Source organism: Umezawaea beigongshangensis (genome assembly GCF_016464305.1).
GTDB lineage: Bacteria > Actinomycetota > Actinomycetes > Mycobacteriales > Pseudonocardiaceae > Umezawaea_A > Umezawaea_A beigongshangensis.
In genome coordinates this window covers 37,711-50,450 of the sequence record NZ_JAEIOJ010000001.1, presented here as the reverse complement: position 1 = coordinate 50,450, position 12,740 = coordinate 37,711, and the positions used below count along the sequence as shown (strand labels likewise).

The 12,740-nt window shown below is 72.0% G+C and carries 12 protein-coding genes and 2 pseudogenes; 8 read left to right on the top strand and 6 right to left on the bottom strand.

Translation table 11 applies throughout. From position 1 onward, the window contains the following. Window positions 1-93 precede the first annotated feature (93 nt). The 6 genes from IMZ35_RS00235 (at window position 94) to IMZ35_RS00210 (ending at window position 7,508) form a co-directional block, all read left to right on the top strand. The gene (locus tag IMZ35_RS00235; RefSeq protein WP_307867601.1) at window positions 94-1,275 is read left to right on the top strand and encodes an endonuclease; all 1,182 of its coding nucleotides are present in this window, start codon (window positions 94-96) and stop codon (window positions 1,273-1,275) included. 54 nt (window positions 1,276-1,329) lie between these two features. After that, entirely contained in the window at window positions 1,330-1,797 is a 468-nt protein-coding gene (locus IMZ35_RS00230; protein WP_199439545.1) for an NUDIX hydrolase, read from the top strand. Between the two features lie 272 nt (window positions 1,798-2,069). Then, window positions 2,070-2,594, top strand: a complete 525-nt coding sequence (locus IMZ35_RS00225; protein ID WP_199438812.1) for a DUF4365 domain-containing protein — start codon at window positions 2,070-2,072, stop codon at window positions 2,592-2,594. Next, window positions 2,591-3,631: a hypothetical protein gene (locus IMZ35_RS00220; RefSeq protein ID WP_199438811.1), complete on the top strand. Its 1,041-nt coding sequence runs from the start codon at window positions 2,591-2,593 to the stop codon at window positions 3,629-3,631. Before IMZ35_RS00225 ends, IMZ35_RS00220 begins: the two co-directional genes overlap by 4 nt. Window positions 3,632-3,663: 32 nt before the next feature. After that, window positions 3,664-4,323, top strand: coding sequence for a hypothetical protein (locus IMZ35_RS00215; RefSeq protein ID WP_199438810.1), 660 nt, complete (start codon window positions 3,664-3,666; stop codon window positions 4,321-4,323). Beyond that, the gene (locus IMZ35_RS00210) at window positions 4,320-7,508 is read left to right on the top strand and encodes an ATP-binding protein (protein WP_199438809.1); all 3,189 of its coding nucleotides are present in this window, start codon (window positions 4,320-4,322) and stop codon (window positions 7,506-7,508) included. The genes IMZ35_RS00215 and IMZ35_RS00210 overlap by 4 nt, the downstream gene beginning before the upstream one ends. A gap of 15 nt (window positions 7,509-7,523) precedes the next feature. Here IMZ35_RS00210 and IMZ35_RS00205 read toward each other — a convergent pair whose 3' ends face one another. After that, window positions 7,524-7,991, bottom strand: a complete 468-nt coding sequence (locus IMZ35_RS00205) for a MarR family winged helix-turn-helix transcriptional regulator (RefSeq protein WP_199438808.1) — start codon at window positions 7,989-7,991, stop codon at window positions 7,524-7,526. An 88-nt stretch (window positions 7,992-8,079) separates the two neighbouring features. On the opposite strand from IMZ35_RS00205, the gene IMZ35_RS00200 reads away from it, so the two are divergent. Both IMZ35_RS00200 and IMZ35_RS00195 read left to right on the top strand, forming a co-directional pair. Further along, window positions 8,080-8,598 (top strand): carboxymuconolactone decarboxylase family protein, encoded by a 519-nt coding sequence (locus tag IMZ35_RS00200; RefSeq protein WP_199439544.1) that lies wholly within the window; start codon window positions 8,080-8,082, stop codon window positions 8,596-8,598. Between the two features lie 109 nt (window positions 8,599-8,707). Continuing rightward, window positions 8,708-9,088, top strand: a complete 381-nt coding sequence (locus tag IMZ35_RS00195; protein ID WP_199438807.1) for a hypothetical protein — start codon at window positions 8,708-8,710, stop codon at window positions 9,086-9,088. 19 nt (window positions 9,089-9,107) lie between these two features. Here the strand turns inward: IMZ35_RS00195 and IMZ35_RS00190 are convergent, their stop codons facing one another. The 5 genes and pseudogenes from IMZ35_RS00190 to IMZ35_RS00175 form a co-directional block, all read right to left on the bottom strand. Then, window positions 9,108-9,929, bottom strand: coding sequence for an RES domain-containing protein (locus tag IMZ35_RS00190; protein ID WP_199438806.1), 822 nt, complete (start codon window positions 9,927-9,929; stop codon window positions 9,108-9,110). A 148-nt stretch (window positions 9,930-10,077) separates the two neighbouring features. Next, a complete protein-coding gene (locus tag IMZ35_RS00185; RefSeq protein WP_199438805.1) occupies window positions 10,078-10,989 on the bottom strand; it encodes a hypothetical protein in 912 nt (303 codons plus the stop codon). A 205-nt stretch (window positions 10,990-11,194) separates the two neighbouring features. Next, window positions 11,195-11,899 (bottom strand): DUF5710 domain-containing protein, encoded by a 705-nt coding sequence (locus IMZ35_RS30340; RefSeq protein WP_307867755.1) that lies wholly within the window; start codon window positions 11,897-11,899, stop codon window positions 11,195-11,197. A 9-nt stretch (window positions 11,900-11,908) separates the two neighbouring features. Then, a pseudogene (rnhA, locus tag IMZ35_RS30335) lies at window positions 11,909-12,352 on the bottom strand (ribonuclease HI); the annotation flags it as partial. An 83-nt stretch (window positions 12,353-12,435) separates the two neighbouring features. Then, window positions 12,436-12,639 (bottom strand): annotated as a pseudogene (locus IMZ35_RS00175) (MBL fold metallo-hydrolase); the annotation flags it as partial. Window positions 12,640-12,740 lie beyond the last annotated feature (101 nt).

Sequence of the window (12,740 nt, the reverse complement as noted above, 5' to 3'; positions counted from 1 at the left end):
GTGAGACTCTTCACCTCAACGTGAAGAAGTAATCACGCTGCGTCAACTGTGAACCCCTGCCCGCAGCGGACGCCACCCGGAAGAGGAATGCCCGTGCAGCCATCGCCCGCCACACGCTGGAAGTTCCTGACCGCGGTGCTCGCCGTCCTGACGGTGGCGCTCGCCCTGCACGCGCCGACCGCGGCCAGCGGCGCGGCACCGCTCACCGTCGCGCAGGCCGTCGCGCAGCAGACCGGCGCCTCGGTCACCGTCCGCGGCTACGTCGTCGGGCAGCCCACCGCCACGAACACCGTCGTGCGGTCGAACTTCCCCTCCGACTTCGCCGTCGCCCTCGCCGACACGGCCACCGAGACCAGCACGTCCGCAATGCTCTACGTCCAGGTCCCGGCGTCGTTCCGATCGGCGTGGGGGCTCCAGAGCAACCCCGGTCTGCTGGGCCGCCAGGTCGACGTCACCGGCAAGCTCGCCGCGTACTTCTCGCACGCCGGGCTCACCTCGCCGACGGCCTTCGCGTTCGCGTCGGGCACCCGGCCCACGACCACGACCCGTCCGCCGACGACCACCACGACGCCCCCGGCCGGTGACCACGACAGCACCTACTACCGCACCGCGATCGGCAAGACCGGCGAGTCCCTGAAGGACTCGCTGCACGGCATCATCAGCGTGCAGAGGAAGCTGTCCTACGACCAGGTCTGGGACGCGCTGAAGCTGACCGACCAGGACCCGAACAACTCCGCCAACGTGATCCTGCTCTACTCGGGACGGTCGCAGAGCAAGTCCACCAACGGCGGAGACCCCGACGACTGGAACCGCGAGCACGTCTGGGCGAAGTCGCACGGCGACTTCGGCACCGCCACCGGACCCGGCACCGACGTGCACCACCTGCGCCCGGAGGACGTGTCGGTCAACGGCGCGCGCGGCAACAAGGACTTCGACGACGGCGGCACGGCCGCGAGCGAGGCGCCGGGCAACTACACCGACGCCGACTCGTGGGAGCCGCGCGACGCCGTCAAGGGCGACGTGGCCCGCATGATCTTCTACATGGCCGTGCGGTACGAGGGCGGCGACGGGTTCGCCGACCTGGAGATGAACGACAGCACCAGCAACGGCTCCAACCCCCACCTCGGCAAGCGGTCCGCGCTGATGCGGTGGAACGCCCAGGACCCGCCGGACGCCTTCGAGAAGCGTCGCAACCAGGTGATCCACGACAGCCTCCAGGGCAACCGCAACCCCTTCGTCGACCACCCGGAGTGGGCGAACGCGATCTGGGGCTGAGCCGCCCTGCCGCACGACCGCGCCGATCCGGCGGTCGTGCGGCAGGATTCCGGCGTGCCGGGAAAGCGCAGTGCGGGAATCCTGCTGTTCCGCAGGACGGGCGAGACGACCGAGGTGCTCCTCGGTCACATGGGCGGGCCGTTCTGGGCCCGCAAGGACGCGGGCGCGTGGTCCGTGCCGAAGGGGGAGCACGAGGGGGAGGAGACGCCGGAGGTCGCGGCCCGGCGCGAGTTCACCGAGGAGCTGGGACTGCCCGTGCCGCCGGGTGAGCTGATCCCGCTCGGCGAGGTCCGCCAGTCCGGCGGCAAGACCGTCGTCGTGTGGGCGCTGGAGGGCGACCTCGACCCCGCCGACGTCGTGCCGGGCACGTTCCAGCTGGAGTGGCCGCGCGGGTCCGGCGCGCTGCGGGAGTTCCCCGAGCTGGACCGGGTCGCCTGGTTCGGCCTGTCCGCCGCGGCGGAGAAGCTGGTCACCGCCCAGCGCGAGTTCCCGGCCCGGCTCGCCGCGCACCTCGGCGGCTGAGCCCCCGCCCGCGACGCGCGTCTCGCCGGGCCGCGGGCGCGCTCGGCGGTGAGCTGGCGGGCGACCGCCGCGGTTGCGGGGCGCACACTCCGAGCGGGCGCGCATTTCACGGGAGAAGTCTCCCGGAATGCGCGCCCTTTCGGCGAAAAAACCGCATCCGTGCGTAATTGCGCGTGCAGTGGTCCATTCGGGTTGACCTTGCTGACATCCGCGCGCCCGTCCGCGTAGGCTCCGGAACACTGCTCGTCCCGACCGCAGCCGGGGGAGGACGCGTGCTGGACGCCCGTGATCATCGGGGTGACTTCGGGCAGGCCTACGTTCGTGCTCTCGCATCGGCGGCTGGACTGCTCGTCCGCGTTCACGACGTGGACCGCGACGGCGTCGACCTGGGGTTTCGCTTTCCCGGACGCGCCAACGGACTCGTCGTGCCCGCCCTTGAGGCGCAGGTGGGGTCGTGGCCGCAGAACGCGCGCACCCGGTCCCCGGCGGAATGGCACTTCGACGGTCTCGACGAGGTCCGCTTCACCCGGCTCGCCGGTGACGACTTCACCGTTCCGCGTTTTCTGTTCCTCGTGCGCGTGCCGTCGGACAACAGTGCTCGCGCCGCTTTCCGGACCGAGGGAATGCTGCTGCGGCACCTGGCCTTCTACTGCTCGCTGCGCCACGAATCGCCGATCGAGAATCCCGATCCGCGACGCCGCCGTTCCGTTCTGGTGCCGAAGGCGAACGTGCTGACCACCCGCAGCCTGCTGAACCTCGTGGGCTCTGTCCAGCCCTCGGCGCGGAGCGCGGTGTGATCTCCGGCCTCGGCGTCGAGAACATCGTCGACTACCTGCGGCACACCGGCTGGACCCCCCGGCCGGAGCGGTGGCGCGGCGCCTCGATCTGGTCCCTCGCCGACGGCCACGACGTCCTGGTCCCCGCCCGCGACGGGACGGGCGACGGGGCACTGCGGGTGCGGGAGATCGTCGACGTGCTCGCGCTCGTGGAGCAGCGCTCGCGCCAGGACGTCGTCACCGACATCTCCTCGCCCCTGGTGGACACGCAGTGGATCAGGACGTTCCCGGACGACCTGCCGTCCGGCTTCACCACCCTGGGCGACGGCCTGTCCGTGCTGTCCGGAGTCGGCGGAGCCCTGCGCGCCGCCGCGCGCGCGGCGGTGGGCGAGGAGCACGCGGGAGCCGTCGAGCGGCTGCTCGCGCGGGTGCAGCTCGGCACCGCCCGGCCGGGCAGCTTCGTCGTGCCCGTGCGCGTCCCGGTGGACGAGCCGCCGCCGGACGACGGCGCGCTGCCGCTGGGCAGGCGCGTGACGCTGAGCCTGCACGACGCCGTGGCCGTGCTGAGCGGGGCGACCGCGCACGGCGAGGAGTCCTCCGTGGACGAGGTGGTGGCCGCCGGTGTCTCCGCCGACCTGTGCGAGTCGCTGGGCGACCTGGGCGGCGAGGACCGCCGCGCGCCGTTCGAGATCGGCTTCCGCTGGGCGCGGAGCCTGCCGTCGGACGTGCCCGCCTCCACGTTCGGCTTCGAGCGCGGTGCCGGTGCCGTGCTGCGCGCCGCCGCGGAACACCGGCGCCGCCTCGGCGCTCCCGTCCTCGTCGGCGAGGTGCGCAGCCTCCAGGACGACGCGTCCCGCGAGGACAGGTGGCGCATCGAGGTGGTGCCGGGGGACGGCGGCCGGACCACCTGGGTCCGGCTGCTCGAACTCTCCTCCTACGTGAAGGCCATCGTCGCCCACCGCGACCGCCGCCGCGTCCGCGTGCGCGGCACCGTCACCGGCACCGGCCGGAAGACGGAGCTGACCGCCGATCCCGGCGGCCTGGAAGTGCTCGACTGATCCACGAGACGATCCCCGGAGGGACCCGCACCATGCCGGACGAGAAGCTGAGCGCCAGGCAGAAGAACCTGTTGTTCATCCTGGCGAACGAGGCGCGCGAGGTGTCCAACACCCGTCTGGACGAGAGGTGGAAGCTGTCGCTCACCGGCAAGGACCGGACGCGCCTCAACGACCTCGGGCTCGTGACGAGCCGCAAGGCCGGGCGGGTGTTCGTCCACGAGCTCACCGACCGCGGGTGGTCGCGGTGCCGCGAGGAGCTCTCCGCCGAGCTGCCCGACCGCGCGGGTTCCTTCGGCGCGGCGCTCTACTCCTTCCTCGGGACGATCGACCGCTTCCTGGAGGCCAAGCGGCTGGACCTCGCCGACCTCTGCGTGCCGAACTCCAGACCCGTTCCGGAGTCCGACGAGGACGGCACCACCGCGGACCGGTCCGACCTGGAGACCCGCGTCCGCGCCGTCTACGAGGACCTCGCCGGTGCGCCGCGGGACTGGGTGAGCCTCGCCGAGCTGCGCCCCCGGCTCGGCGAGGTGCCGCGGTCCGAGGTGGACGACGTGCTGCGCCGCATGGACGGCGCACCGGACGTGACGATCGCCCCGGAGGCCAACCAGCGCGTTCTCACGACGGCCGACCACGACGCCGCGGTGCACATCGGAGGTGAGGCCAACCACCTCCTGTCGATCGGTCGAGCATGATCGAGGAGCAGCGCAGGGCACTGTCGGAGCTGCACCTGGAATCCGCCCTGACCAAGGAGCACGTGTGGAACGCCCCGCCGGTCCACGTGTCCGAGCTGCACGCCGAGGCGCAGCGGATGATCTCCAAGGGGCTGACGGAGGCGCGGAACAGCTCCGGGCCGAGCCCGATCGGCGTGGTGCTGAACGGGCGCAGCGGCGCCGGCAAGACGCACGTGCTGGGCTGGGTGCGCCAGCGGATGCAGCGCGAGGGCGGCTACTTCTTCCTCACCAACCTCGGCGACAGCGGCCGGTTCTGGCCCAACGTGGCCGAGGCGCTGCGGAAGGGACTCGACCAGGACGGCGAGGACGGCGAGAGCCAGCTCGTCACGTTCCTGCGCAGGCTGTCGTCGGCCGCGGGGCTGCCGACGGCGCTGGAGGCAGCGGTCGCCGGTGACGTCCCGGTGTCGCCGGAGGACCTGGCGGTGTTCGTCGACGCCGTGGTGCGACTGGACCGCCGGGCCGGGCGCGAGTGCCAGGACGCGGTGCGGGCCCTCGTCCTGATCGCGTCGTCCGAGCCGAGGAAGAGCGCGGTCGGCTTCGACTACCTCACCTCCTCCGACGAGATGTCGCCGGAGGACCGGACCAGGTGGGGGTTCCGGTCCCGGTCGCAACCTCCCCGGCGGGTCGTGGAGGAGGTCTCGACGCTCCTCGCGCTGACCGGGCCGAGCGTGATCGCGGTCGACCAGATCGACTCGCTCGTCGCGCTGTCCAACAGGTCCACCACGCAGATCGGCCGGGTCGCGGACGAGAAGGGCGTCGAGGCGCAGATCGCGGAGTTCACCGACGGCCTGATGCTGCTGCGGGAGGGCACCCGCCGGACGCTGACCGTGCTCGCCTGCATCCCCCAGTCGTGGGAGCTGATCCGGCGCAAGGCCGTCAACACGGTCCTGGACAGGTTCCGCGAGACGCCTCCGCTGTCCCGGATCCCGGACGCGGCGATCGGCCGGGAGCTGGTGGAGGCGAGGTTCGTCAAGACCTTCGAGCGGGTCGGCTTCACGCCCCCGTACCCCACCTGGCCCGTCGCGCCGTCGGCCTTCGCCGACGTCACGGAGTACACGCCGCGGCAGTTGCTGACCCGCATCGACACGCACGTGGAGTCGTGCCTCGCCACCGGCCGGGTGCGCGAGCTGGTCAGCTTCGCGGAGGTCTCCAGGTCCGGTGAGGTGATCGCCGATCCGCCGCCGCCGTCCGCGGTGGACCTCGCCCCCCTCGACGCCCGCTTCGCCGAGCTGACGCGCGCGGCCGACCCCGCCGCCGCGCTCGACCCCGACCAGGAGGACCGCGTCGTCCCCCCGCTGCTGCACGCCGGGCTCACGGCCTGGATCGCCGAACGGGCGACGGCGCACCAGTTCTGGTCCGTCGACCCGCCCTCCACGGCGAAGCAGCCGCCCCTGCACGCCAGGCTGCGGCAGACCGTGGACGAGGAGCTGGAGGACGAGGACCACTGGTGCTTCCGCGCCATCGGCAGCACCGCGCCCAGGGCCGCGCTGTCGCGGCTGACCAAGGCGCGCAACGCGGCGGGCGCCGGTCGAACCCTGGTCCTGGTGCGCAACGCCGAGTGGTCGCAGGGCAAGCAGACGCAGGAGGTGCTCGCGGAGGTCGTGGCGGCCGGGGGCGTGTCGGTGCCGATCACCGACGACGACCTGCGGACGTTCGGCGCCCTGCGGCAGATGCTCCAGGAGCGCGAGCCGGGCCTTCACGACTGGCTCACCGCCCGGCGCCCGGCCAGCGGGTCGGAGCTGCTCGGCACGGTCCTGCCGCACTCCCCGGCCCCGCCCGACCCGGAGGTGCCCGACCCGGAGGCGCGCGACCCGGTGGTGCCCGACCCGGAGGTGCGCGACCCGGAGGTGCCGGACCGGGCCGAACCGTCCGACGTCCCGGCCGCGCCGCGGTTCGCGTCGAGCGGGGCGTCCCCGCGGTCCGGTCCCGTGGTGCCCGTCGGCGAGGTGACCGCCGACCACACCGTGCTGCACGTCGCCCTGGAGTCGCTGCGCAAGCACGTGGTGATCTTCGCCGGATCGGGTTCCGGCAAGACCGTGCTCATCCGGCGGCTGGTCGAGGAGTGCGCGCTGCTGGGCGTGTCGTCGATCGTGCTCGACCCCAACAACGACCTGGCACGTCTGGGCGACGCGTGGCCGCGGACGCCCGGCGGCTGGCGGGACGGTGACGCGGCCAAGGCGGGGGAGTACCTCGCCGAGACCGACGTGGTGATCTGGACGCCGGGCCGCGCGAGCGGGCGACCGCTGGTCTTCCGGCCGCTGCCGGACTTCGCGGGCATGGCCGACGACCCGGACGAGTTCGAGTTCGCCGTCAGGGCCGCCGTCGCCACGCTCGCTCCCAGGGTGCGGGCCGACGGCCCCACCGAGAGGGCGAGCAGGGCCAGGGCGGTGCTGACGGACGCGCTCAAGCACTACGCGAAGACGGGCGGGCGGAGCCTCGCCGGGCTCGTGGACGTGCTCGCCGAACTGCCGGAGGGCGTCAGCGAGCTGGCCAGCGCGCGGAACCTCGCCCCGAGCCTCGCCGAGACGCTGCGGGCCGCGATGGTCAACGACCCGCTGTTCGGCGGCACGGGACACCCCGTCGACCCCGGTGTCCTGCTCACACCGGCGCCCGGCAGGCGGGCACGGGTGTCCGTCGTCAACCTGGAGGCGCTGTCGTCGCTGGAGGAGAAGCAGGGCTTCGTCAACCAGTTGCAGATGGAGCTGTTCGCCTGGGTGAAGCGCAACCCCGCCGGTGACCGTCCGCTCGGCGGCCTGCTGGTGATGGACGAGGCGCAGGACCTCGCGCCGTCCAGCGGCAGGTCGGCCAGCACCGAGAGCAGCATCCGCCTGGCCTCCCAGGCCCGCAAGTACGGTCTGGGCCTCGTGCTCGCGACACAGGCCCCGAAGGCGCTGCACAACCGCATCGCCGGCAACGCGACCACGCAGTTCTTCGGCCGCCTCAACTCGCCCGCCCACCTGGAGGCGGCCAGGGACCTGGCCCGCGCGAAGGGCAGTTCGCTGCCGGACCTGGGACGGCTGGGCACCGGGCAGTTCTACGTCACCGGGGACGACGTCTCCTTCCAGAAGGTGCGGTCCCCGCTGTGCCTGAGCCACCACCCGGCCAGCCCGCTGACCCAGGAGGAGGTGCTGGAGCGCACCCGGTGATCGCGCGCCGCCGGGTCAGCCGCCGAACCAGCCGGCCACGTCCAGCCGGAAGCCCGCTCCGGCGGGAACCGCCGTCCGGAGCGACTCCTCCAGGTCGCGCAGCCGCCGCTCGCCCAGGACCGACGCCCACCGCGCGCGCAGGTCGTCGAAGATCGCCGCGCTGCGGGTCAGCGCGTCGATCCCGCGCGGGGTGAGCCGGAGCAGCTTGCGCCGCCCGTCGGCGGGGTCGTCGGCGCGCTCGACGTACCCCAGCGCCTCCAGCCGGTCCGAGGTCTTGCCCGCGGCCTGCTTGGAGATCCCGAGCCGTCGGCCCAGCTCGCTCGCGGTGCAGCCGTCGCGGCCGATCGCCTGCAGGGCGAAGCCGTGCGCCGGGCGGACGTCGGGGTGCCCCTGCTCGGCCAGTTCGGCGTGCAGCCGGTCGACGATCGCGCGAAAGCCCCCGAACAGCAGCAGGGGCAGTTCGAAGCCGGGCGCGTCAGCCATTGCGCAACTCGACAACCAGGTTTACGGTTTGGTCAACCACGTTGTCCAGTTTACCGAACCCCGGAGAAGCCGCACCATGTTCAGCGCACTGTTCGTCGACCACACCGTCGAGTCCGCCCCCGCCCCCTCCCGCCCGTTCGTCGAGGCCACCGTCAGACGTCTCGGGCACCTGCCGCCCGCGGTCGCGCGGATGGCCTCCTCGCCGCACCTGCTGGAGGGCTTCCTCGCGGTCAGCGCCCTCTTCGGGCGCACGACGCTCGACCCGGTCGCGCGCGAGGTCGTGATCATGACGATCGCGACCCGCAACGGCTGTCACGTGTGCGTCGAGATGCACACCGCCGTTCTCGTGGCGCTCGGCGCGGACGCCGGTGCCGTCGAGGCGCTGCGTGCCGGTGACCCGCTGGCCGACGCGCGGCTGGAGGCCGTCCGGACGTTCGTCCTGGAGGTCCTCGCCACGGCGGGGGAGGTGCGCGACGAGGCGCTGACCGCCTTCCTGGCGCACGGGCACACGCCGCAGAACGCGCTGGAGGTCGTCCTCGGCATCGGCGCGTACACCCTGTCGACCCTGGCCAACAGGTTGACCGGGGCGCCGCTCGCCGGACACTGACCCCTCCGGCTGCTGACCCTCCGGACACTGGTGGTAAATCAGTGGTTTCCTCGTCGGTCCTGCGGTGGTAGCATCGAGTCTGTCGCGTCCGGCGAGGTTGGAGTCCGACATGGTCGAGAACGTCCTGATCGACACCCACGTCGCCACCGTCCGGATGGACGTGCACGAGATCGTGCGCCAGCTCAACGAGCACCTCGGCGCCACGCTCGTCGCCACCCTGGCCGGGGTCAACGACAGGAAGCTCCCCTACCGGTGGGCCAAGTCCGACGGTCCGACACCGGGGCACGAGGCGCAGGTCAGGTTGCAGGCCGCGCACCGCGTGTGGCTCACCCTGACGAGGGGGGAGTCCGACCACGTCGTCCGCTCGTGGTTCATCGGGGCCAACCCGCTCCTCGACGAGGTGCCGCCGGTCATGGCGCTGCGCGCGGGTGACGTCCGCCCGACGCTGAAGGCCGCCGAGGCGTTCGTGGACGGCGCCTGGCACGGGTGAGACGCCCGGTGCCGCGGCGTCAGCGAACGGTGATGCCGAGCTGACGTGCCGCCCACTGGAGGTGCACGTCCCGGTCGTCGATGGGCGTCTCCTGGGCCGTCCAGGCGTAGTTCGCCACCGTCTCGTCCACGGCGTGTCCCACCGGCACCGGAATCCACACCGCCCAGCACGGCAGGTCCCCGCCGTGCTTGGACAGGTAGCGCACGCCGCGGGCGGGCACCCCGTCGGCGAGTGCCTGCTGGGAGAGCCACTCCGCCGCGGCGTGGGTGAAGGGGCGGTCACCGCCGGTGATGCTGGCGAGATCGATCCTGCCGGTGTTCTCGCGGTAGGTCTTCGGCGCCCACGCGTGCGCGGAGCGCCGCAGGACGCCCAGCGTGTCGGAGGACGCCAGGTCGACGTAGTGGTCGTGGTTCGTCAGCACCACCTCCGCCAGCCGCCGGTCCGTCCGCCACGTGGCGGGCACCTGACGGGGCGCCATGTGGAACAGCGCCCTCCACTCGTCCGCCACCGGGTCGTCGTCGGCGTCCACGTCGGGGAAGATCTCGTCCAGCGGGAGCGAGCCGGGCTCGACCTGCGCGTACGCCAGCGACTCCACGTAGGCGCCCCGCTGCGACGACGCGCCGTAGAGCGTCGCGCGACCGGCGACGTCGAACCGGCACCACGCGTCCGTGCGCTCGCCGGTCCTCCTCGGCGGGTTCAGCGGCGATCTGTACCTTCTGCTGAAAACGCGCCAGAGTGCGTGCTTGGGCGTCGAGACGGTGACGAGTTCGGTGATCGGACATCGCCACCGGCCGTCGCCGAACGGTTCAAAAGCTGTGCGGCCCTCGTGCGGGTGTTGCATTCCGGCCCGTACCGTCCCGATGGTCGACATCCGAAGGGTTCCACCACGATCGTGGGTGGCACCACTCGACGTTACGGTAATCGCTCCCGATCTTGAACAACGCCTCACCCGTTCGGATCAACAACCGGGTGAACCACGTTCTCCGCTGTCAGGACATCGGTTCGTCGACCGCGATGTAGACCTTTCCCTCGCTCGTCCACCGGGAGGAGATGCCCAGCCTCTCCCAGAGCTGGCGGAGCGCCGCGGAACCGGCCGCGAAGACCAGGGCGTCGCTCCTGGAGAATTCGGCGAGAGTGGGAACCAGGGGTGTGCTGGAGAGCCGCTCGACGATCTCGTCCCACGCCGGTCGCAGGTAGAGCTCGGCGTCCCGGTGCGGCAGTCCGGCCAGTGGCGACCCGGCTCCCGCTGAGGCGGCCACGGCGTGCGCGTGAGCGGCCAGCGTCAGCGCCTCCCGCGTCTCCCGCTGCACCGTGCGGACCAGGTGACCGAGGGACGTCTCGTGCTGGCGGTAGGCGTGCACCAGGTCGGCCCAGCCGGTGTGGGCGCGCTCGTCCAGCGCCGCGCGCAGGAGGTCCGCGTAGGTGTCCCCGACGAACTCGTACCCCGAGGCCGGAGCCTCGCCGGGCGACCGCCTGACCCCGTGCGACACCACCCAGTTCGCGAAGTTGTCGCAGCGGTACTCGTCGTAGGCGTCCAGCGCGATCGCGCCCGCGTCCCGGTCGAACGGGACGTGGCCGGGGGACAGCGCGACGCCGGGCACCGCGGAACGCATCCGGCCGAGCAGGACGTGGCACATCTCGTGGGCCATCGACCACATGACGTGGACCGGGTCCGCTCCGCCTCCCACGAGCGAGGTGTCCACGACGACGTCGCACCGCGCGTGGTCGTCCTCGGTGGGAATCGTCCGGCGAGCGGGGACGCCGCCCGCGCGTTCGGCGACGAGATCGTCCTCTCCCGTGCGTCGCCGCACGGAGGACTCGAAGTCGGCCGTGAGGACGAAGGTCACGGCGAAGTCGGGCACGTTCAGCGCGGATGCCGAGTTGCTGGTCAGTTGTGCCACGACCCTGACGAGGGATTGCCAGTTCCTGCTCTGCATTCCTTCACTCACAAGAGTGAACTTGTAGCGCTGAGAGGACGTGCGCCGGGTCCTGTGCTCGGTTGCTGAAGCCACGCGGCCATTGTGTCCCAGTCGACTCGGGCGTTTACCACCACGAAAGAATGAACTTATCCGGGTGCGGGACTCGGCGAGCCGCCCTCCCGAGGAGTCACCGCTCGGCGTGCAGTCCCTCGGCCGCCACGCGCGCCCTGTCCGAGGCGGCCGGTGGAGGTGTCACCGTCACACCGGCTCCGGTCAGCACGCCCAGGTCCAGCGCCCACGTCACGCGAGACCGTCGTGCCCACAGGTCGAACGCCTCGCTGACGTGCTGGTCCGCCTGGTGCGGGGACCACCCGGTCACCTCCACGAGGTGGGCGAACGCCTCGTCCGCCCAGCCGCGCACCTGTGCCAGGCCGAAGTGGGTGGTGCGGTGGCAGTCGGTGCACAGGCAGATCAGGCGGCGCAAGGACTGGATCCGCCGCGCCTCGTCGTACGTCCAGCGCTCGTGCACCTCCAGCCACCTCGCGGCCTCGCGGTCCTCCGGGCGCGCGCAGACCTCGCAGACGTTCCCGGCACGCCGGGTGACCATCCGCCGCAGGCGTTCCCAGTCGCGCTGGTCCACGCAGGACCGGACGTTGGTGAACCAGCACGAATCGGGCACGAGGTCCACGAACAGCCCCGAGCCGAACGTCCGGTCCTCACCGGGCAGCAGGTCCGGCACGTCGGGCAGCGCCTCCCACCGCTTCACGCGGTCCGCGCCGGCACGCGAGGCGTACCACCGCTTGGCCCCCGCGTCCCACCGGGCGCCCAGCGCCTTGGCCTCGTCCTTGTCCGAGTGGGGGACGTCGAGCCAGACGCGATCGGTGGTGTCCACGTCCTGCCCCGACGCCTCGCGCACACCCCTGGCCGCCAACCGGTCCGCGCGCTCGTTGCCCGGATGACCCGCGTGTCCCCTCACCCAGTGCCACTCCACCTGGTGCGGCCTCAGCGCTTCGTCCAGCCGCTGCCACAGGTCGGTGTTCTTCACGGGCTTCTTCTCGCCGGTCAGCCAGCCGTTGGTCCTCCACCTGGTCATCCAGGACGTGACGCCGTTCTTCACGTAGGTGCTGTCCGTCCAGATCCGCACGACCGAGGGGCGGGTCAGGGCTTCCAGCGCCCGGATGGCGGCCATCAGCTCCATGCGGTTGTTCGTCGTGGCGGCGGCCTCTCCGCCGTGCAGTTCACGTTCGTGCGAGCCGTACCGCAACACCGCACCCCATCCGCCCGGTCCGGGGTTGCCGCTGCACGCACCGTCGGTGTAGATCTCGACAACGGGGCCGTCCGCCATGAGGTCAACGTATCGAGTGATGGCGACCGCTGGTACGGCTCTGCGTCTTCTTCTGAACGGGACGAGCGGTTCTGATGTCCCGCTCACCAGCCCCGTGAGCGCCACTCGTCCAGGTGCGGGCGCTGCTCGCCCAGCGTCGAGTCGTCGCCGTGGCCGGGGTAGAACCACGTGTCGTCCGGCAGCCCGTCGAAGATCCGCTCCCGCACGTCGTCGATCAGCGACCGGAAGTCCTCAGACGACGTGGTCCGGCCCACGCCGCCGGGGAAGAGCGAGTCGCCCGTGAACAGGTCGTTCCGGTCGGTCAGCGGCACTGCTGTCGAGTCAAGCGGTTCGGCAGAGTGTCGCCTGGAGTTGACGCGTTCTGTCGGCTGGGCCAACCGCGTTCTGT